Annotated in this window: 22 protein-coding genes; 6 read left to right on the top strand and 16 right to left on the bottom strand. The window is 41.2% G+C overall.

What is annotated here, in order from left to right; genetic code table 11:
- Positions 1-124: 124 nt before the first annotated feature.
- The 5 genes from CL181_RS14105 to CL181_RS21210 all read right to left on the bottom strand — a co-directional run bounded on the left by CL181_RS14105 (position 125) and on the right by CL181_RS21210 (position 3,582).
- Complete coding sequence (locus CL181_RS14105) at positions 125-514, bottom strand: hypothetical protein (protein ID WP_141398921.1); 390 nt, start codon at positions 512-514, stop codon at positions 125-127.
- A gap of 85 nt (positions 515-599) precedes the next feature.
- Positions 600-881: a hypothetical protein gene (locus tag CL181_RS14100; protein ID WP_097299955.1), complete on the bottom strand. Its 282-nt coding sequence runs from the start codon at positions 879-881 to the stop codon at positions 600-602.
- 68 nt (positions 882-949) lie between these two features.
- On the bottom strand, positions 950-2,836 hold the full coding sequence (locus CL181_RS14095; RefSeq protein WP_097299954.1) for a DUF2207 family protein: 1,887 nt from the start codon (positions 2,834-2,836) through the stop codon (positions 950-952).
- Positions 2,833-3,393: a LemA family protein gene (locus tag CL181_RS14090; protein ID WP_097299953.1), complete on the bottom strand. Its 561-nt coding sequence runs from the start codon at positions 3,391-3,393 to the stop codon at positions 2,833-2,835. Before CL181_RS14090 ends, CL181_RS14095 begins: the two co-directional genes overlap by 4 nt.
- A 63-nt stretch (positions 3,394-3,456) precedes the next feature.
- Entirely contained in the window at positions 3,457-3,582 is a 126-nt protein-coding gene (locus CL181_RS21210; protein WP_255251581.1) for a hypothetical protein, read from the bottom strand.
- 72 nt (positions 3,583-3,654) lie between these two features.
- Between CL181_RS21210 and CL181_RS19820 the strand changes: the two genes are divergently transcribed.
- Positions 3,655-3,840, top strand: a complete 186-nt coding sequence (locus tag CL181_RS19820) for a hypothetical protein (protein ID WP_141398920.1) — start codon at positions 3,655-3,657, stop codon at positions 3,838-3,840.
- 69 nt (positions 3,841-3,909) lie between these two features.
- Here the strand turns inward: CL181_RS19820 and CL181_RS14085 are convergent, their stop codons facing one another.
- A complete protein-coding gene (locus CL181_RS14085) occupies positions 3,910-4,767 on the bottom strand; it encodes a DUF89 domain-containing protein (protein ID WP_097299952.1) in 858 nt (285 codons plus the stop codon).
- An 11-nt stretch (positions 4,768-4,778) separates the two neighbouring features.
- Complete coding sequence (locus CL181_RS14080) at positions 4,779-7,361, bottom strand: DNA-directed DNA polymerase (protein ID WP_097299951.1); 2,583 nt, start codon at positions 7,359-7,361, stop codon at positions 4,779-4,781.
- A gap of 126 nt (positions 7,362-7,487) precedes the next feature.
- Here CL181_RS14080 and CL181_RS14075 point away from each other — a divergent pair, with 126 nt between their 5' ends.
- A complete protein-coding gene (locus CL181_RS14075) occupies positions 7,488-8,036 on the top strand; it encodes an RDD family protein (protein WP_097299950.1) in 549 nt (182 codons plus the stop codon).
- Positions 8,037-8,040: 4 nt separating this feature from the next.
- Here the strand turns inward: CL181_RS14075 and tgt are convergent, their stop codons facing one another.
- The 5 genes from tgt to CL181_RS14050 form a co-directional block, all read right to left on the bottom strand.
- The gene (tgt, locus tag CL181_RS14070) at positions 8,041-9,138 is read right to left on the bottom strand and encodes a tRNA guanosine(34) transglycosylase Tgt (RefSeq protein WP_097299949.1); all 1,098 of its coding nucleotides are present in this window, start codon (positions 9,136-9,138) and stop codon (positions 8,041-8,043) included.
- A gap of 1 nt (position 9,139) precedes the next feature.
- Positions 9,140-10,156, bottom strand: coding sequence for a tRNA preQ1(34) S-adenosylmethionine ribosyltransferase-isomerase QueA (queA, locus tag CL181_RS14065; RefSeq protein ID WP_097299948.1), 1,017 nt, complete (start codon positions 10,154-10,156; stop codon positions 9,140-9,142).
- A 36-nt stretch (positions 10,157-10,192) separates the two neighbouring features.
- Positions 10,193-11,050: a hypothetical protein gene (locus CL181_RS14060; protein WP_097299947.1), complete on the bottom strand. Its 858-nt coding sequence runs from the start codon at positions 11,048-11,050 to the stop codon at positions 10,193-10,195.
- A 102-nt stretch (positions 11,051-11,152) separates the two neighbouring features.
- Positions 11,153-12,538, bottom strand: coding sequence for an NAD(P)/FAD-dependent oxidoreductase (locus tag CL181_RS14055; RefSeq protein WP_097299946.1), 1,386 nt, complete (start codon positions 12,536-12,538; stop codon positions 11,153-11,155).
- On the bottom strand, positions 12,535-13,605 hold the full coding sequence (locus tag CL181_RS14050) for a formate--phosphoribosylaminoimidazolecarboxamide ligase (protein WP_097299945.1): 1,071 nt from the start codon (positions 13,603-13,605) through the stop codon (positions 12,535-12,537). The genes CL181_RS14055 and CL181_RS14050 overlap by 4 nt, the downstream gene beginning before the upstream one ends.
- 310 nt (positions 13,606-13,915) lie before the next feature.
- Here CL181_RS14050 and CL181_RS14045 point away from each other — a divergent pair, with 310 nt between their 5' ends.
- Positions 13,916-14,113, top strand: a complete 198-nt coding sequence (locus CL181_RS14045; protein ID WP_255251580.1) for a hypothetical protein — start codon at positions 13,916-13,918, stop codon at positions 14,111-14,113.
- 27 nt (positions 14,114-14,140) lie between these two features.
- Here the strand turns inward: CL181_RS14045 and CL181_RS14040 are convergent, their stop codons facing one another.
- The 4 genes from CL181_RS14040 to tnpA are packed head-to-tail and all read right to left on the bottom strand — an operon-like array spanning position 14,141 to position 17,040.
- Positions 14,141-15,142, bottom strand: coding sequence for a methyltransferase (locus CL181_RS14040; protein ID WP_097299943.1), 1,002 nt, complete (start codon positions 15,140-15,142; stop codon positions 14,141-14,143).
- A 13-nt stretch (positions 15,143-15,155) separates the two neighbouring features.
- A complete protein-coding gene (locus CL181_RS20510; protein WP_176505234.1) occupies positions 15,156-15,302 on the bottom strand; it encodes a hypothetical protein in 147 nt (48 codons plus the stop codon).
- A 36-nt stretch (positions 15,303-15,338) separates the two neighbouring features.
- Entirely contained in the window at positions 15,339-16,616 is a 1,278-nt protein-coding gene (locus CL181_RS14035; RefSeq protein WP_097299942.1) for an RNA-guided endonuclease TnpB family protein, read from the bottom strand.
- 4 nt (positions 16,617-16,620) lie between these two features.
- Complete coding sequence (gene tnpA / locus CL181_RS14030; RefSeq protein WP_255251579.1) at positions 16,621-17,040, bottom strand: IS200/IS605 family transposase; 420 nt, start codon at positions 17,038-17,040, stop codon at positions 16,621-16,623.
- Positions 17,041-17,258: 218 nt separating this feature from the next.
- On the opposite strand from tnpA, the gene arcS reads away from it, so the two are divergent.
- The 3 genes from arcS (at position 17,259) to CL181_RS20505 (ending at position 20,139) form a co-directional block, all read left to right on the top strand.
- On the top strand, positions 17,259-19,067 hold the full coding sequence (gene arcS / locus CL181_RS14025) for an archaeosine synthase subunit alpha (protein ID WP_097299941.1): 1,809 nt from the start codon (positions 17,259-17,261) through the stop codon (positions 19,065-19,067).
- A gap of 217 nt (positions 19,068-19,284) precedes the next feature.
- On the top strand, positions 19,285-19,908 hold the full coding sequence (locus tag CL181_RS14020) for a DUF4367 domain-containing protein (protein ID WP_176505233.1): 624 nt from the start codon (positions 19,285-19,287) through the stop codon (positions 19,906-19,908).
- Positions 19,909-19,986: 78 nt separating this feature from the next.
- Positions 19,987-20,139, top strand: a complete 153-nt coding sequence (locus CL181_RS20505; protein ID WP_176505232.1) for a hypothetical protein — start codon at positions 19,987-19,989, stop codon at positions 20,137-20,139.
- Positions 20,140-20,152 lie beyond the last annotated feature (13 nt).

The raw sequence follows: 20,152 nt of genomic DNA, 5'->3' as shown, positions 1-20,152 counted from the left end.
TCTTTGATTGGCAAAGTGCATTATTAGGTGCCATAATGTTCGGTTTTATCATTTTTATGGTCCATAATTTCGTTATCTGGACAAAGCCAATTCAATGATAAACTTGACTTCAATTGAATTACGATTAAATTGTGCGATATCGAGCTTTCTGCTTCTTTTGTAATTTCTTCAATATATTATACCACTCAAGCATAAAGAGAATTAATCCTGAAAGTGCCATGAATTCAAAAAATTTATAGGTTGTATAATCAGGTGCATTTTCCTCAAGGCCTTCAAGAAATTCATGAAAGATCATAAAAAATCCTGCTATGAATATAAATATGCTACTTCGGTAAAAACTTTTTTTATTGAAAATTATTTCATCTGAATTTGTTTCTTCCTTGTTTATGGATTTCCATGCCAAAATTATTTGAATAGCAAGAAAAACTGTAAACAAGGTAAGTATTATAATTACCCCTTCAATAATTCGATACAGAGTAATATCATCAATTATTCCACCCAATAATCTATCCATTTGAAGAGGTTATGATTTATTAATTTATAAAGATTTTCATAATCTTTCCTTCATAGAATGAATATTTTTAATTTTGTTAATCAGTTCATCCACATTCAAATGAAAGATATGGATGAAATACTTCGTTGTGACCTTGAACGACTACATTACCATAAACATCCACTAAAATACATCCAACACCAAAGTTACCTGAATCCACACCTTTTAATGCCAGCACATTTGTCAGCCAGACATATTTATCATCCGGATATGCGCCATTGAATTTGTAATTTAAAAGTCGTGTTCTCCATCTGCTGATCTTTTTATTTTCAAGACCGATCTTTGCAATTTCTTTCAGTCCTGACTCTTTGATCTTTTTATTATTCATTATTGAAAACCCTTCTGATAAGAATAAAAGTAAATAACAGGATTATAATATGTCAATATTTTCCATTCTCACCTGGCTCCCCCTCCTCCGCCTCCAAATCCACCGCCTCCGCCGAATCCACCACCGCCGCCACTGAACCCACCGCCACCGGATGAAGGCGGGGATGGCGGAGAAGTCATGCCATATGCGCCTCTAAAGTATGTCGGCATGTAGGTCACTGCCTGGATTTCAGGTATTTGTATATTAAGTTGTTTCATGGCTTCAACAACCTTATCCCCGATGCCGAGCGTTGTTGCATAGACAAGCCATTCCTGCCACATCTTTATATCCTGTGGTGCATATTTCTTTATTGATGCGAAATCAGAAAGGAATGTCTTGAAAGCATCCCATTCGAGTTTCTCTTTGTAATAATTTTCTTTCCATCTTCCGAAAAGCGAAGATGAAACAAATAACGGGGGAATAGTTTGTAGTAACAGGACGAGAGAAGTATATATACCAATGGATAAGAGATAAGAAGTAACGACCAGGACTAATAGGAAAAACCCGAATATCATCCAGGTATACTTTTTTCCGCTCTTTACAAATTCATTGGCAGCCTTTTTCTGAGGAACCTTCATTACATCATTCATATTATCCCGAATAATGATCAAATCATACTCAGCATCAGAACTCTTCGCCATGATCTTATTCCTCAAATTTTCAATTTTGTGTTCAAGTTCACTGGTATTAAATAAATTATTTTTTGAGTAATTCTCCAGAAACTTCAGCACCTTAATTTCATATTGATCTTCTCCAGCTTCATGCCCTTTTATGAGAGTTATCCTTAATCCCCCGGATTTTGTGTCTTCTGATCCTTTAATTCCCGGTATTTTGATCTTTGATTGCTTTTCTCCCTCAGTTTCAATTTTAATAATCTCTCGCTTATGCAGGTCAAGAAGTGTTGCATAAAATCCATTTTCATCGTAGTCAAAGGAATCTTTTCTAAAAACAAGATTCACGAGCCATGGCTTCCGATTCCTGGGAACAAAACTCAGGAATTTTGGCACAGTGAAACTTTTCTCCCTGCCGAATTTATAATAAATAAATGCAAGCAATACAGGAAACAGGAACACCATGGCTTTGAGAGCAGAACTTAATTGTGAAAAGATGGAATATCTGGAATTTGCTGAAAGTGTTTGTCGTTTAACGTCAGGTACCTCTCTGGGGAATCCGTCTATTCCTCCTGAACTCGCCGGATTGAGTAATAGCTCGATCTCAAAAAGTGTATCTTTCGGGCTTATACCTCTCACAATCCATGTATCACCTTCTTTCTTTACGTCCATTAAAGAATGTTCAAAAAGCTGAGAAATATAGCCCTGTGGGTCATGAATAGTTATTATTACCTTATTGTATGGCAGATGCTCGTCTGCGAGTTTTAAATTCAGATGGCAGTATTCCTTATCACATTCAAGAGGGGGATGCAGACTAAAAACATAGTTCATTTCATATTTTCCGGCATCGAATCTTACAGGGTTGTAGCTGCCTGCTTCGTTTTGCACAGCAAGGGATGAAATTTCATTTGCATATCGGGCATCTGCACTTGAAATGACTCTGGTGTTGCCTTGAAAATCCTTAATATAAGGAAATGTTCCGGGCGGCGAAGAGATACTGACAAGTTCTATGTGAGGATTTGTTTTTACTGTTGTATCATCTGGTATCCCGTAAGAAAGCGGTACTTTCCAGTCTCGATATAGCATCCTGTATTTGTCCGGTTCTTTGATCTCATAAACAAAATTTTCCTCAAGTGTTCCATTCAGGTACAGGTTCGCATTGTAAGTCTCAACATAAACATCCCCGCATCCTCCTAAACCGCATGCGTTCTCCATGCCAGGCAACCCTCCGGTCAGGTAAAGCCCGGCTAAACCTATCAGCGCTACGATAATCAATAAAATTACGATTTCCTTATTTTCATTCAACCCCAGCTCACCACTGGCTTTTTTAATTCCTCATCAAAGAAATCCAGATATTCCTTCTTGCTCATACCAGCCGAACGTCCAATGAATCTTGAAGGAATAGTATCCATCATGGTATTGTATTCCTGGATAATATTATTATAGGTATATCTGTGTCTTGCGATCTCATCCTCTATATCTTTGACCGAGGTCATCAGTGAAGTTACGGTCTCCGAGGTTTTTAATGCAGGATAATTTTCAGCAACTGCGATAATATTTCCAAGAATCCCGCGGCTTTCAACATCAATTTTTTTCAGTTCCCCCGTACCTGCTTTTCCCACATTTGCCCGCAGGCTCGTTATCTTCTCAAAAGTATCCTTTTCGAACTTGGCATAGCTTTTAACTGCCTCAACAAGCTGTTCGATCATGTCAAGCCGCTTTTTCATCGCAACTCTTGTCTGGGACAGTGTTGCATCTGCTGCATTCCTTAAACTTTTGAGCCTGTTATATGTGGAAAAGAAATAGAATACACTAACCAGGAATATTATTATAAGGACAGATACCACCAGTAAAATATCCATATATATTATAAGTTATTTCATGCACTATATAAAATTTCTGATGCTTGGTGACTCAATTCATTTTTAATCCTTTTTTGAAAGCTGCTCTTCCAGTTCCTTCACTTCCCCATCCCGCCTTTGATACCCCTTCTTCCCGATCATCCCTTTAGCCTTCGCAAAGTGTTCCCGCGCATTCCCTTTATCCCCCATATCCAGATACTCCCACATATTTTAGAATAATCCTATAATGCACTAAAGTTTTATATGTTACTAAACTCAATTATGGCGGATGATATGGCAGCTTTAAAAGAGCAAATGAGCCGATTAGAGATTGTCATTAATGAAATCGATCAAGATCTTCATATGGAAGTAAATCCACAATATCTAAAAAAATTAGAAAAAATAAAGAAACAGAAAGGCATTAGATTCAATAACATTGAAGAATTTGATGAATATTTTTTGAAATGAACCTTACTTCTTCAAGAATTGTAAAAATAAGTAATATAAATTTTTATTTCATTAAGAAAGTGTAAGTGGTTATTCCTCCACCCTCGCCACATTCATATTCCTCTCCAATCCCATCGCCTCAGCCACCGATTCGCATTTTGTCTTCAGAAGATACGCAATCGGTCTGAAATCATATTCAGACATTGTCTCGTAATTTGCCATCCCCTTACTGATAATAAGCGATGCATTCCTGAGCGCTTCCACAAGCTCTGGCGGCGCTTCCTGCAAGCACAGACCAATGGCATTTGAACCCGTTGTGAGCACCCTGTCAACCATTTTGTCAATACCAAGTTCCAGCGCTTCTTTCATGGTGACATCGTTCAGGATGGGCGCGCCCCTGACAACAAGGGTGATCCTGCCCCCGAGCTTTTTTATTTGCTCAAACAGCAGAGTGTCAAACACGATCTCCCCACAGTTGTCGGCAAGATAGACAACGTTGCTCAACATCGTTTTTATCTTATCTGAATCATCCACATCAAGCCCGTGTTTGATCTGCTTTTGCATCGCTTCCTTAGCTGTTGCTTTATCAGCGTCAAACCCGAGCACTCCGAAATCAAACGAGTTGCCGATAATTGATACAAGCACCGCGCGCCTGAATGAGTCTTTTTCAGAAACAAATTCCCTTCCCATGGGCAAAAGCTTCATTGCAGCCGCATTGCTTTCCTTTTTTTTCTCTGAATACGGGTCAATATCTCCAAGTATCCTGTATGCTTCCCTGTGGATCTTTGTGGAAAGATGCGTCGCCGCCCCGTCAACCATGTATTTCCTGAGTACTTCTATCCCTGCGATAATTACTTTTTTCTGCAATTCCACATCTTTTGTTGAAAGTTCTGCCTCAAACTGTACTCTTGATAATAAACACGGCGCACATCTGGGATGGGTCTTCAAAATATTTTCTCCTAAAATTCAAATAATTGTTTCTGCTTTGTTTCAGTCTGCACCTTTCTTTCTCCCATCCCTCTTAACATTTCTCTTGTTACACCAAAATCAGATAATATCCGTTCAACAGGCGGAAGTATCTGTTTATTTATATAATAATCAACATCAATAGGCAGGTTTTTCTTTTGCGCATATTCAGGGTCTTCGGCGCGGTCAACAAAGATCGCATTGCCTGCCACGATCACAAATGGTATCCTGTCACCGACATGTGAGATTATGCCCCTTTTCTGGAGCTTTTCTATTACGGTTATATGTGGCTGCCTGTTCCTGTAACTTTCAATTTTTTTTGTATATTGGCGTGTCAGGATAAGGTCGTCAAAAAGCGGGCTTGTGGAATCTATTGTTTTTATGCTATTTATCGTATTCTTGACAAGAAGAACGGCATCATCCACTTTTCCTTCCTTCAGGACAAGCTCAAGGACTTTCTCAATAGTCTTTGTGGTAAGCTCGCACCAGTCGCGGCGAACTGTCTCCATTCCCTTCACTTTTATCTTTTCCTTAAGACCCTTCGCCGTTTTTTCCTGGATAAGGAGAGCATAACGCTTCTTGGCAAGGAATATGGCGCGCCTAGCAAAAGAGTCAAAAACAAGCTCCATTGGCTTAACAAGAGAATCCGTAACGGTATTTGCGATTGTATTTCCCACAAGCTGCGCCTCATCAAAGTTAATCTCTTTATCAGCAAGATGCACAAAAACGCTGTCCGTATCTCCATAAACCACCGATAAACCAATACGCTTCCCGCTTATATTTTCATCTTTTTTGAAAGCTTTTCCGTCCTTCAGGATTATTTCCCTGATGTCCTTCTCTATCAAGTCTTTCGTTCTCAGGATATTCTCCCTTCCAAAGCTCGTTACTGCGCTTGCAAGGGTCAAGCTGTACAGCCGCGCCCTTGTATATCCTGAATAGCCGTAGAAACTGTTAAGAAGGATTTTAAGCGCAAGCTGTGTGGCATCCAGAACTCGTTTTTCCTCCTCATTTGCTGTTTTCATTTTAGCGCGCGTCTCCTGCCTGCGGTTCAGGAGGTCTTCAAGAATGGATGGCACGATACCTTTTACAACTTTGCTGGAAACAAAAACACCGCCTGTTGGCGCTACTATAACATCAGCTGGCCGCTCTCCCACAACCTCTGTGGTATAACACAGGTTATGCGCCATCATTATGGTCGGGTAGAGTGATTTGTAATCAAGGATGACGATATTCTCAAGAAGGCCTTTCTTTGGAGGCAGGACTTCAGCCCCGGCCAGTTCCTCGCCTTCATCATAGCGCTCATCGGACATTTCCCCTGTTGGGCGCGCAGGTAACACACGGTCATTTTTCATGTATTCACGAAGCATCAGGCTCTCCACCATCTGGGTCTGCCCGCCATCGAGAATATCCTGAAGCAGAGTCCCGCTCACTCTTGCAAGAGCGATATATTTATCGATAAGCTGGAGTTTCAACAGGAAAAGAAGTGCGAGTTCAGAGTCGCGTCTTGAATATTCGATGAATTTTGAAAGCTTTTCACCATTATCTTTCCAGTAATCTTCCATTTCAAGGAATGGTATTTCGAGTTTTTCAGAACCCAGCAATTCCTTTGCCGTATTTCTTAATGTATATTGTTTGAGCGAAAATTCCCTGCGAAGCAAAGGTAATACATCCACAGCAATGCGACCCATCACGCTTATTCTTGTAACATTCCCGATTTTCTTATAATAGAGATCCCTGCCATCTCTTCCTGCGATCGGCTCTATCCGTGCTCCTTTTCTATTAAGAGTTCTCATCCTGTCAACAATATACGGAATATCAAAACTGTTCGAGTTGTAACCCACGAGAATATCAGGGTCATATTTCTTTATTATTTCAAAAAATCGCTTCAGCATGGCTTCTTCGCTGCCACAACTCTCGGTTTCATCATCTGCTTTTGCATCCTTCCCAACAAGCACAAGTGTTTTCTTTCCTTCAAAATCAGGCGCAAAAGCAAGGCTTATTAACACAATCGGTGATGTTTCAGGCACCGGCATGGCGCCATTTAATGGCAGGCACTCAATATCGAATGCAAGATGGCGCAGTGGTGCGTTTTTCAGGATTTCAACAGGTTCTACATTCCCTGATGTTATTTTAAGGTCGCTTATGACCTCATTACTTATTGTATCCTTTTCCGGTTCTGCTTTTGCCCAACCCATGCCGCCAAGCCCTTTATCCACCATATACCTGTTCCTGAAAAGGATGTCTGTCTCATATATCTCATCAACCATTTTTCGGATATCATCGCGGATGATGGGAACGCTTTTCGGATCATACAGGATGATCTTTAGCATGCTTGTTTTATTCTTGAAATAACCCACCGGTTCAAACCGCTTTACTTGCTCGATCCTTTTTATATGCTCTTTAAACTTTTCCAGCAAAATAGTTGACAATTCAGGCTTTGCTTTTGCATAAAAATAAGGTTCAAAACCTGGCACATGGCAGCATATACTGTTTCCAGATTCATCTCTTCCATAAAGTCTTATTACAGGCAAATCATCGCTGTAGGTATAGTCAGCATTGAGAATCTGGAATTTCATGCAGGTTAGATTTGATTTAATGTGTTTATATGTTTCTTTATTTACATTGAGAAAATATTTTAGATAATCTCAACATACATCAACATTTTTAAATACCATGAGTAAATATTGTAACAAGGTGTAAAAATGTATTGCAGCAAATGCGGAACAATGAATCCGGATGACGCGGAATTTTGCTCAAAATGTGGCACCAACCTGAAAATCTCCACGGTTGCTGTAAACGTATCTTCCAGGGGTGAAATGGGGACTGAGAAAGATGTTGTCCTGCACAGGATCTTTGCCGTAATAATTGATTATTTTGTAATGGTATTTTTATCATTCAGTATTGTCGGTGCTTCAATTGTTCCCGGCCTTGCGGCGGGATCACCGATGACGGCCATGAGCGGTTTTTTCATGAGTTTATTAATTATAATGCTCCTCTGGATATTTTATGGTATATTATTGGAAACATGGAAAGGCCAGACTGTTGGTAAGATGATCCTCGGGATTATTGTTGTTAAAGAAAATGGAGAGCCATGTGACTTTTTAGCAGCGCTGTTGAGAAATGTTTTGCGGATAATAGATAGTCTACCTTCCTTTTACATATTGGGATTTATCGTTATGGCGATCACAGAGAAAAGACAGAGACTCGGGGATCGCTTAGCCGGAACCGTTGTTGTTAGGATAAAACATTAAGTCATCAAACAAAACCTGCTATCACATTCTTCCTGTATTCTGAAAAACTGTCCTCCAGTATCGCTTCCCTTGCCCCTATAACTAGTGACTGAATAAAGTGAAGATTATGTATGGAGGCAAGCCGAAGCGCCAGCAATTCGGATTCCTTAAAAAGATGATGCAGGTATGCTCTTGTATAGTTCTTACACATGTAACATCCGCAATTTTCATCTATCGGTGAAAAATCCATTGCAAATTTATTCCGCGCAATATCAATGCTCCCTTTTGATGTCATAAGTGTCTGATGCCTTGCATTTCGCGTGGGGAAAGCACTGTCAAAAATATCGATGCCGGATTCGATCGCATTTAATATCTCTATCGGTGAACCCACACCCATAAGATAGCGCGCTTTATCTTCAGGGACAAGAGGAACGCTAAGCTTCAAAACATCATTCATTATTTCCTTGGGCTCACCAATCGACAGGCCGCCTATCCCATAGCCGTCAAAATCCATCTCGATCAGTTCCTCAGCACATCTTTTTCTCAATTCTGCAAAAGTCCCGCCCTGGAGTATTGCAAAAAAGAGCTGTCCGTGATTTTGTTCCACATTTTTGGCCATGGCTGCCCACTTTATTGTCCTTTCCATTGATGCTTCAACAACTTTAAACTCACTACCGTAAGCAGGGCAATCATCAAGTATCATTGCCACATCGCTTCCAAGCAGCTTCTGGTTCATAAGACATATTTCAGGAGTATAAGAATATTTTTTCCCATCCCGCAGGTTCTTATAAATAATCCCCTCATCGTTGATCTTGAATGGAAAATCCTTTCGTATCATCTGGAAGCCGCCGCTATCCGTGAATATGCCTCCCTTCCAGTTCATGAATTTGTGCAGGCCGCCGCCTCTCTGAATAACCTCCATGCCTGGAGAGAGCAACAGGTGGAAAGCATTGCTTATCAGCACTTGTGTTCCCATTTCGTACAGTTCATCGGTTGTAATGGTCTTCACGGTCGCTTTTGTGGCAACGGGCATGAATGCAGGAGTATTGATGATGCCATGTTTTGTCATGAGTTTTCCTGCTCTTGCTCCTGTATTTTTATCTGTGTGGATAAGCTTATACATATTATTTATTCCCTTCCCTGAAAACAAGCATTGCATCCCCGAAACTGTAAAACCTGTATGAATGTGATATGGCTTTATTATAAGCCTCCATCAAGCGTTCCCGGCCTGCAAAAGCGCTCACAAGCATCAAAAGCGTGGATTTCGGGAGATGGAAATTTGTGATCATAGCATCGATTTTTGACCTGAACTGATATGATGGATAAATGAAAAGCTCACTGAACCCTTCTTTTTCTATTATTTTCCCATCAATGCATGAACTCTCAAGTGCCTTTACCGTTGTTGTTCCTGCTGCTATGAGTTTTCCTGTTGTCCCATTGATGATATCTGCATTTTCCCTCCGGACAGAAATATATTCAGGTTCCATTATATGGTTTTCTATATCCTGAGCCTGAACTGGCGTGAAAGTCCCGGGGCTTACATGAAGAGTGACATAAGCGATGTTGACACCTTTTTCTTTTATCCTCTCCAACAACTCGTTCGTGAAATGAAGACCGGCTGTTGGCGCCGCAATTGAGCCTTTTTCTTTCGAATAGACCGTCTGGTAACGGTTCTTATCATCGAGTTTTTGTTTGATATAAGGAGGCAGCGGCGCTTCCCCTATTTTTTCAAGAATATCAGGAAGATTCCCATTGCAATTGAAATTAACAAGATACCTGTTTGTATTGGGCTTCTCCAGGATCCGGAGCACTGTTGCTTCAAGCTCACCAAAATTAATTTTTGTACCTTCCCGGATGTTCTTCCCGCGTATCATGCATTCATAACCAGCGTCATTTCTTGAGACAACAAGCGCTTCCACATGACCGCCTGTACTTTTTTTGCCCATGAGTTTTGCAGGTATTACTCTTGAATCGTTAAGAACAAGGGTATCTCCGGCCTCAAAGTAATCCAGGACGTCGCAGAAAAAACGGTTCTCGATCTGTTGCCCCACCACCATTAATTTAGATGCATCTCTTGGTTCTATTGGAGATTGGGCGATAAGTTCTTTGGGAAGATGATAGTCAAATTCGGAAAGTTTCATTGACTGCTAAGTTTACATTGTTGTTTAAGTAATTTTTTATTTATCGCTGATAAGATGTTTAAGCCCAAGGTCTTCAAGCGTATCTCTTGTATCATCTTCAGAAGGCGTCATGAGCTTTATGAATTCTGAGACTGATTTATCGGAAACCCCGGATTCATCCTTGATAAGATAGCTTAGTTCCTGTTTTCCTAATTTTTTACTGAGCGCATCTTTATTGGTTGTATTTTTGATCAAATTGACAAGTTCATTGATCTGTGATGGCATTACAGTATCCTGCGGCCCATGGAATTTCCTGTAAAGCCTTTCTTTTTCAATCTCATCTCTCAGTTCATTTTCCTCAAAAACCAGTTTTGAAAGACGAAGATAATGTATAAAATCATCAATATCGGTTTTAGTGGGCTCCTGGAATCTTGAAAGTAAATCCTTTATTTCTCCATTTATTTTGTTCCAGCTGATTGTTTTTTTTATCTGGTCTTTAATTTTTTCAATTATTTCTTTTTCAACATTCTTCGCCTGACCGCCATATTTTAATGTCAGGTATTTAGCATAATCGGCAATATCCCGTTCAGTGGGTAATGTATTTTTATCCAAAAAAGTATATATTTCTTTTTCCATATCACCATCTAAGATAGGTTCCGGTTTTTTCTTTTTCTCCACAAAATCAAGGGTTTTGTTCCTTAATGTATTTCCAATATCGTTAGCCGTATTTTTTCCTGCCAGTATACTTATATTAATTTCCAGAAGGTCGATAAATTCCTTATAATCGCTGATATTTGATCCATCATTCAGGCTTTTCTTCGTCTTTACATTATTTACAATTCCACCTGCCAACTCCCCGAAATATACTTCCAGTGTCTGAATACAATACTTTTCAAACTCACTCGACTCGGCCATAATAATTGCACTCTTTTATGCGATGATACTTATATGATACTTATGATCATAATAGTATAAAAAGATGGTGATGGAGTCTCCATCATTTATCGGATCAAGAGCTCAAACTTTCTTCAATATTCCCCTTCCTGCAATCACACCAGTTGCCGCAGCATTCACAATATCCCTTGAAAGCCCTGCACCATCCCCGGCCGCAAAAAGATTCCTGATGCTTGATTCCATGTCACGGTTAACAACTACCTGCATCGAATAAAATTTTATCTCAGGGGCATATAATAGTGTTGAATCCGACGCTACACCCGGTATAATCTCATTTAATACATCAAGCCCTTCCCTTATATCTGTAACGATGCGGTGCGGCAGGGCCATGGAAATATCACCTGGCGTCACATCTTTAAGTGTATTTATTACCTGGTTCTTTTTAAGCCTGCTCTGGGTGGTTCGCCTTCCGCGACGCAGATCGCCCATCCTCTGGAGCACGGGTTTCCCACCGCCGATAGTTGTTGCAAGCTTTGCGATAGACCTTCCATAGCGTACTGTATTCTCAATGGGTTCGGTGAGTTCGACCCTGACGAGAAAAGCGAAATTCGTATTCTCCGATTGCTCATTCGTCATGGAATGGCCATTAGTGGCGATAAAATCCTCATATTCTTCTTTTACCACAAAACCCCTCTCATTAGTACAGAAAGTCCTCACAAAATCATCATATGTCTTTGTCTGGATGTGGAATTTGGGATCATGATTTATGTATGTTATCGGATCCATTATTATCGAAGGGACTTCAACCCTTACTCCTACATCAATGGGAGCATATTTTGCCTCAATTTTGTGTTTATGCAAAATCTCATCGATCCATTTCGCGCCTACCCTCCCGGGCGCAATGATAGTAAAGCGGGAGCTGATCCTTGTACTGTCCGATAGAACAACACCTGTGCAGGTATTTTCTTCTATGACCAGATCCTCTACTTTCGTACCAAGCAGGAACTCAACGCCTTTCTCTTTCATGTCCTTTTCAAAATTTGCAATAACTACAGGCGCATTATCAGACCCGATATGCCTCTGGATAATTTCAATGAACCGCGCCCCGACAGACGCTGCCCTTCGCTTTAGTTGCTCCACCTCGTCGCCTTTAGGAATATAAAGATGGTCAGGAGCTCCGTATTTCAGGAATACCTTATCCACATAATCAACAAGCTGCCATGCATATTCAGTATCCCCTGTTTGCTCGGCAAGATCCCCCCCGACGTCAGGGCGAAGGTTCAGGGTCCCATCAGAATATGTCCCTGCGCCGCCCACGCCGCACATAATATCGCATGGGTCGCAATGGGTGCAGATGCCGCGGCGCTTCATTTTGCATTCCCGCTCTTTAATATCACGGCCCATGTCTATGACAAGGACATCCATCTTTTCGGCAAGCTCATACGCTGCAAACATCCCTGCAGGTCCTGAACCTATAATAATGACATCATATTCTTTTTTCTGCATCATGATATTACTTCCGGAAGCGAATCAGTATCCTGTGCAACTTTTATCTCGCGAGCCATACGCCGCCCCATGGATAAATTTTCTTCTATAAGATCCGAATATGGCGAACCGGAAATGAAAAGATTAGTCCCTGCAACTATGCGGGCTGATATTTCAAAAACCTTCAATTCAAGTGTGTCTGTTACAACAGTTTCAAGACAGAATGGCCCGATCATGCCCCCGAACAACTCAAGTGATCTCTCCACTACCTTCTCCCCCATCTCGAAAATCTTGGGGAGAAGCGATTCCCGGATCATAAGAGGCAGGTTTCCTGTCACTACAAAAGTCGGATATATGCCAGCTTCTGCAAGCTCAGTCGGAGAACCGATCCTGAATATCTCATCAGCATTTGATTCAACACGCCTGTCGATGCCAAGCAGTTCAAGGGACCCAATACTCAGCTTATAGCCATCATGCTTAATTGGTGAATAGAAATAATGCATGTAATAACGTGTCCCGAGAACGAATTCCTGAATGGTGTATTTTTCAGCAGGATTGATCCGTTTCTGGAAATCAGAATAATTCTTGACAACAAAAAATCCCATTCCGCCTTTTGCGCCATAATACTTGACCATCATAGGAGAATCGATATCTTCCGGATTCTTTATCTGGCGCGGCATTTTTATTCCCGCTGATTCCAGCCATTTGCGGCTCATATCCCGGTCTGATTCCCATTCAAGAACGCTTCGGTTTCCGTATGTGGGAAGGCGCAGCTTCTGGAAATTTTCAGGGCCAAGATATTCCACGAAAGACCCGTGCGGGATTATGATCGCATTCTTTGCTGCAAGTTCTTTTGTTTTTAAAAGGATTTCCTTATAATCCTTTACAATGAAAAATTCATCCGGCTTTCCCTTCGGGAAGGCATCATAGAATTTTGGGGGCGATCCGACACTTATCCCGATGGTCTTGAAACCCTCTTTCCTGGCCCCGTCAAATATCTGAAGGCTGCTATGTGAACAAACAGTAGCAATAGCTATATTCTCCTTATCGTAGCCATCTAAAATCCTGAGTATCTCCTTCTTTTCTACCATTATGCACCTGTATAGTGCAACAGTTATATATTTTACCGGGTTAATTAATGTTATGGCTGATACTCTTTAGTCTCATTAGAAAAAACAACGAGCAGGTTTCAATTATTTCCATTCATACATTTCGACATGTGGGGTCTCACATTGCAGGCAGCTTCCGCACATCAAATTCACATTGAACTGTGGCGCTTTGCAATCCTCGCATGGTGTGCATACCTCACAACCCTTCTTGCATTGGCGTAAATCCATGATAATACATATTTTGCCATACTAAAAATAGATTGTGGTTCAAACCTCCTGAATAAATTATGAAGTGGTCATTCAGAATATAGTGGCATCCGCTGAACTCGGAGATGACCTGAATCTGAAGTTTGACCCTAAAGTAGTTCTTTTATTGTTCGGTTCCGGAAAACTCGTCATTACTGGTGGAAAGTCTCCAGAAGATTGCGAAAATGCATTACTTCGCATCAGGAACATTCTTTTCAATTTAAACTTATTGAGCCATCCCTGAAAGTAGTTTTGATCCTGCAACCACCTGTTACTTACTTGCCACAATAAGTGGGGATGGACCGGGCGCATCAATAATTGTCATATCCTTAAAACCTGCATCATCAAGCCATTCTGTGTATTCTGCCATCGTAAAAGTATTACCTTCCGTGCTGTTTACAAGCATATTTGCAGCAAACATCAAGGGAAAGACTGCACATTTACGTTCGTCATCAGGTATCATTTCAGCAATCAGAACTTTCCCACCATGCTTTAGCGCCCTGTGAACCCGATAAAACAATTCGCGGGTTTTCTCTGCTCCTTCTGTATGGCAAATATGCCCCAGTATGACAAGGTCATATTGTTTCTCATCGAAATCCACCTCTCTCAGGTCCCCCGGCAAAAAGGTGAATCTCTTGCCAAGACCAAATTTATTCACCACCTTTTTTGTTACTTCAAGCACATTCGGCCAATCAAGGGCTGTTACATTTGCACCTTTATCAACCTGTGCAAATGCAATGCTCCATGCACCTGAACCCGTAGCAACATCAAGTATATCCAGGTTTTTCCATGAAGAACCCGCACCAAGCGCTTCTGCTGCGGCCTTTGCGCAGGGATAGCTCATCGGAAAAATTTGAACCACCATCCTCTCAAAGAACTCAGGACCCTGTTCTTTTTCAATTCTCTTGAAGGGTTTGCCTTTCTTAGCCGCATCGGTCAGGTGGCTCCACGGCTCCCACAGATCATCCCCATGCTGCACAAAATCCCCGAAGTATGATGGTTTGCCTTTAACGAGGAATTTCTCCGAGAGCGGGGTAAGATCGTATGTACCATTGGATTTTATAAGAAAATCCAGCGATGTGAGCCCGTTCAGTATAATCTCCATACCTCGTTCGCTTGCTGATGCAGCTTTTGCAATTTCAATAACAGTATGGTTCCCTTTAGCAATATGTGTGAACAATTCAAGGTCTATCGCCGTAATTAGCACCCTTGTTGTTGCAAAGGCAAATGTTGTCTCAATTATCTTTTCCGGGTTTGGTTCCTCGCTATTCATATTCCTTTTTCTCCTATATTTTATCAGAATTTAGCAGCTTTCCATTCCGATTTCCATCCTGAGCCCTTCTGCTTTCAGTGAGATTTCCGGAATTGATCTTTTCCCCCATTATCGTTGCCCTGATATCTTCGATGACATAATATTTTTTCCATTCAGGCACGAGATGTGAACTACCCCCCTTTCGGGCTGGGGCTTCCTACGAGTATGCTTGTGGTGCTAGTTTCGGCACCATAAGCCCTGTTTGTCGTAGATTACCAACAAATTGCTGGTAGCCAGTCCACATGGCATTTTGTGATAGAAACCGTAACATGATATAGATAGAACTGTTCCTATCCCTATCAATCACGTTCCCGCAATCACAGTTCATAGTACGCTTCCAGAGAGGCATATCATGCTCTTTTCCACATACATAGCACCTCTTTGACGTTTTCCGCTCATCGATTTCTATTACTTTCTTACCTATAAGTTCTGCTTTGTAGGTTAGAAACCTAACAAACTGAGATAAATATCCATTATTTTGAGTTGATCTGTTGAGACTTTTCTTTGCCTTCACTGGTAATTTTGTTTTTGTCTTTTTAGATTGAGCCATTTTCTTGACATCAAGGTCTCCGATAATGATCGTATTGGCTCTGGTGTTATCTACCATCTTTCTTGTGAGTTTGTGCTGAATATCTTTTATCTGGTTGCTGCATTTTCGGGTTAACTTGTTTTTCGCTCTATCGAGCCTGTGCCAGTGCTTGCTTCCTTTTATGCAATGGTCTCTTCGTGCCTGGAGTTCATCGACTTTTGGATTCCAGTATTTATCCGGTCTTGGATTTGTTGCTTCAAAAAACTTTGATTCTGTGTTTATAGCAGTTATGGTCTTTGTGATCCCAAGGTCAATCGCCTGATATAATCCGTTGTCTACATACGGCTTTTCTGTTACTTCGTGGACAATACCCAGATAATATTTCCCATCTTTTTGAAATACAGTTACCTGGTATACCCTGCTATAGGTTCGCAATAACTCGAATACCAGAGGTATCTCATTATAAAAATGGGATAATGAGATTGTCTGGTCTTTGATCTTGAACCCGGATTGGTTATATATCATAGTAGTGAAATACGGCTTCCCTTTGAACCCCGGTGGATGTGCATTCTTATCACCGTTTACCCTCTGTTCTATGAACGAGCTATAATCCCCGTCTAACCCTCTCAAAACCATCTGTAGTACTTTCGAATATACTACCGAATATCTTGGGTACTTTTCTTTTATGGCGGGTAGATCATTCTGCTGTTTTTTGTAGTTTACCTTGTATTCTGTTTTACCCCATGGAAATACCTGAAATGAATCTCTCAAGTTATTGAGTACCCATTCCTTTCTTCGTTCAGCCAATGCAAAATTGTATAGTAGCCTGCACTGCTCAGACAAATGCCATAATACTTCTTCCTGTTCAGGTGTTGGATGTATCCTGATCTTTTCTGTTAGTTGCATACTATTACTCCCCTTGCCCTTGATTCTCAACATATTTATTCAACTGTTCCAGCGTTACCTGACCTGTTGTAGCTAAGAAATACGACGGAGACCAAAAGGCATCACCGCACAACTTCTCTTTTATCTCTGGGAATGTTCTTCTTATCTCCCTGGATGTTATGGTTTTTACTGCATTCAGGTACTTTGGAATTTCCAACGTAGGTTTTGACCTGAATATCATATGGAAATGATCTATGTCGCAACCAATATCCAGCACCTCTACATGAAAGGTTGTACTGATGTCATGTATTTTCTGTTTCAACAGATCAACGATCTTTTCATTACCAAAGACTTTTTTTCGATACTTTACAACCTGAACCAAATGATACTGTAAAGTGTATACAGAATGAGCACCGCGTTCGAGTTTGTATTGCATAGTTACCATTATTCATTTGAAACTATATGGTTATTTCGGTATCTGATGCACTTACCCAGGGGGCACGATTCATCCCCTCCCTCTCGGAAGGGGACTTCTCTACCCCTTGACCCAACGAGTTAAATAAAACCCTCACCTAAACAGCACAATATTAACAAATCTGCGTTTATCTGCGTTCATCTGCGGTTAATTGAACTTATATAAATCGCAAAAACCTATGGAAACTTATGAGCAAAATATTTGAAATCACCCATCGCGACGCAGCAGCAAGGATAGGTAAACTCGTTCTTGAAAAGGAATTGTCAACCCCTGCTATTATAAATCTTCATGAAAAGGATTGCCCGATAATCGATTCCGGTTCTGTCTGGAAAAGGGCTGTACCTGTCGAACAAAATGATAACAAAATAATCATTCTTCCTCATAAATCACTTCCCCTGCAAACAAGAGAAGAGATTATAATAGAGCTAAAAGTGCCACTTGATAATTCAAATCGGGCTCATACTGGCCTTGTTGTACATCCATTCACCAATGAATATCCGGAATCTGAACTTTATGTCCTCGGAACAGCAAAGCAGCTTGAGAACAGGGCACGGGAGCTCGTGGATTCAATCATCCGGCTAAAGGAAAACACCCGTGCGGACTCTCTTCTTTATGCTCCGGCCCTTGCTGCACCTGAAAACCTGGCACTGCTCCTTTATCTTGGAGTGGATCTGGTCGATGAGACCTTTCCTATTATCAAAGGATACCAGGATATTTATCTTACAAATTCAGGAGAATTCCACCTCGACAGGCTGCACGAATTCCCATGCGCATGCACAGTGTGTTCTTCAAAAACACCGCAGGAAATGCTCAAATTACCCAAAAAAGAGCGCGCCCAACTGATGGCACAGCATAATTCCCTGAAGCTTGGCGAAGAACTTCGATCCGTCCGCGAACACATCCGGTCAGGAAGTCTTCGCGAGTATGTGGAACGACAGTGCAGGGCGCGCCCATGGCTGACAGCAATGCTGCGTTTGATGGATATGCAATATGATTTTCTTGAAAAAAGAACTACGATCCTGAGATCAAATACACTGTATGCAAATACCCCGGAATCACTGAACAGGGTCGAGATAAGAAGATTTGCGCAGCGTGTATTGGAACGCTATACTGCGCCTGATCTTGATACGCTTGTGCTTCTTCCATGCTCAGCCAAAAAGCCGTATTCGGTCTCCCTCTCGCACCAGAAATTCATAAATGCTCTTGGTAAAAACCGCAAATTTGTCCATGAGGTAATAATCACTTCCCCGATGGGAGTTGTCCCGCGCGAACTTGAATTGATGTATCCGGCAGCGCATTACGATACTCCGGTAACGGGTCACTGGGACCTTGAAGAGAGAGCATGGGTGGGAGGATGCCTGCGGCAATATCTTCAAAAAAATAAGTACAGGAATATTATAGCACATGTGCATGGCGCATACAGGGAGATTTGCGAATCCGTAGCAGACGAGCTTGGGCTTGAATTTATTTATACGGCTGATACTGGTGTAACGTCACATGAATCTCTTAAGAGCCTTGAGCTTGCTGTTTCAGGACTTGAACTTAAAAATACCAGAAAAAGAACAGCAGAGCAGGGAAAACTTGACATGATGCGGGCAACTGCGGATTACCAGTTCGGAAAAGGAGCAAGCGACCTGCTTGTTCCCGACGATGCAATTATCAGGGCACCGTTCCCCAAATTTCAGTTATTTGCAGGAAAGCAGCTTGCAACATTGATCCCCCAATATGGAGCTCTTGCACTTACTGTTGACGGCGGGATACGTCTTCGCGATCATCCGTATTACAGAGTAACGATAGGCGATTTCATTCCGCACAGCAGCATCCTTGCGCCTGGAATAATGGATGCTGATCCGCAGATACGCCCCAATGACGAAGTGATAGTTATTGGCGAGAGATTTTTAGGGGTCGGAAGGGCGAACATGAGCGGATGGGAGATGAAAGGATGCGGGAAGGGCATGGCTGTGGAGTTGAGGCATTCGACGAAGATTGATAAGTGAAATAAAAGTGGTAATATTGTGAAATAGCAGTTTAAACCATATGTAAATGCTTGTCACAGAGAATATTTGAAGTGAACAGCAATATCGATATTCGAAGAACACTGGTTTCACTTTTATGCAACCGTTTAGCATGTGGTCTTGCATAAAAAGTATTAGTTGTTTCATCTGTAGTAAGACTTGGGCGCAAAATATGCGCTCTAAATATAGAGGTGATAATATGAAGAAATCAATATTGATTGGAATATCTATTGTAACTGTACTTGGGATACTTATTGCAGCAGTTGCACTGGGCTTTGGCAATCCAGGAACAAAGTCCAATTCATTTGCTAATACTGAAGTTAATGAGCCGGTAAAGAAGGAAGAAGTCCAGATGACACTGGCAGATACAGGGATTTCTGATTCTGATCCTAAGATTGATATAAAAGGGGCAATCCAGTATGCTCAGTCGAATGTCTCATTCAGGATTATCGAACCATCGTACATTCCTTCCGGCTATAAGTTCGAAAGTATAGAGGGAAAAAAGTTCAAAGGAGCCACAACCGATATCGATATGGCGTCGTTTTCCTACAAAAATGAAGATGAACAGTTAACTATTAAAGAGACACTAGTGATAAAAACCGAACCGAAAACAGAACAATTCACTCGGCAAGACACCAGAGAAATCGTAGATATAAATGGAATTGAAGGTCGTTATTCGGAAGAGAACGGCATAAAAATAATTGGCTGGAAGATCGGAAACCTCAGCTTGAGCGTTATGAGCTGGAAGAACGAAGGTCAGAACCAGACAAGCAGTTCCCTCAATAGAGAAGAGATGATAAAGATGGCAAGGTCTATCAAATGATCCTGCCATTGAATTTTTTCTGGATATGATCATAAGTGGCTCTTTGATGGGAGCAGGCTTCTGATTATTCAGAATTCATTGAATGAACAACTATCGTCTGGAAGAACCATCACAGCAACATCACAGATAACCGAATCAATAAAAACAACTCCCAGAGCGCCGGATTTTGGCGCAACGCTTGCAACAGGGATTCTATATACAATCTATTTATTTAAAAGGAGGTACAATTGATAGCTCAGGCTAA

It is taken from the genome of Candidatus Methanoperedens sp. BLZ2 (assembly GCF_002487355.1).
Taxonomy (GTDB): Archaea; Halobacteriota; Methanosarcinia; order Methanosarcinales; family Methanoperedenaceae; genus Methanoperedens.
The sequence above is the reverse complement of the archived record's forward strand: the minus strand, read 5'-3'. Positions and strand labels throughout refer to the sequence as shown.

Bases quoted from the DNA above. Each gene is read 5' to 3' on its own strand.
- CL181_RS14105 (WP_141398921.1), bottom strand. From the start codon at position 514: ATGGATAGATTATTGGGTGGAATAATTGATGATATTACTCTGTATCGA.
- CL181_RS14100 (WP_097299955.1), bottom strand. From the start codon at position 881: ATGAATAATAAAAAGATCAAAGAGTCAGGACTGAAAGAAATTGCAAAG.
- CL181_RS14090 (WP_097299953.1), bottom strand. From the start codon at position 3,393: ATGGATATTTTACTGGTGGTATCTGTCCTTATAATAATATTCCTGGTT.
- CL181_RS21210 (WP_255251581.1), bottom strand. From the start codon at position 3,582: ATGGGGGATAAAGGGAATGCGCGGGAACACTTTGCGAAGGCTAAAGGG.
- CL181_RS19820 (WP_141398920.1), top strand. From the start codon at position 3,655: ATGGCGGATGATATGGCAGCTTTAAAAGAGCAAATGAGCCGATTAGAG.
- CL181_RS14080 (WP_097299951.1), bottom strand. From the start codon at position 7,361: ATGAAATTCCAGATTCTCAATGCTGACTATACCTACAGCGATGATTTG.
- CL181_RS14075 (WP_097299950.1), top strand. From the start codon at position 7,488: ATGTATTGCAGCAAATGCGGAACAATGAATCCGGATGACGCGGAATTT.
- tgt (WP_097299949.1), bottom strand. From the start codon at position 9,138: ATGTATAAGCTTATCCACACAGATAAAAATACAGGAGCAAGAGCAGGA.
- queA (WP_097299948.1), bottom strand. From the start codon at position 10,156: ATGAAACTTTCCGAATTTGACTATCATCTTCCCAAAGAACTTATCGCC.
- CL181_RS14060 (WP_097299947.1), bottom strand. From the start codon at position 11,050: ATGGCCGAGTCGAGTGAGTTTGAAAAGTATTGTATTCAGACACTGGAA.
- CL181_RS14055 (WP_097299946.1), bottom strand. From the start codon at position 12,538: ATGATGCAGAAAAAAGAATATGATGTCATTATTATAGGTTCAGGACCT.
- CL181_RS14050 (WP_097299945.1), bottom strand. From the start codon at position 13,605: ATGGTAGAAAAGAAGGAGATACTCAGGATTTTAGATGGCTACGATAAG.
- CL181_RS14040 (WP_097299943.1), bottom strand. From the start codon at position 15,142: ATGAATAGCGAGGAACCAAACCCGGAAAAGATAATTGAGACAACATTT.
- CL181_RS14035 (WP_097299942.1), bottom strand. From the start codon at position 16,616: ATGCAACTAACAGAAAAGATCAGGATACATCCAACACCTGAACAGGAA.
- tnpA (WP_255251579.1), bottom strand. From the start codon at position 17,040: ATGGTAACTATGCAATACAAACTCGAACGCGGTGCTCATTCTGTATAC.
- arcS (WP_097299941.1), top strand. From the start codon at position 17,259: ATGAGCAAAATATTTGAAATCACCCATCGCGACGCAGCAGCAAGGATA.
- CL181_RS14020 (WP_176505233.1), top strand. From the start codon at position 19,285: ATGAAGAAATCAATATTGATTGGAATATCTATTGTAACTGTACTTGGG.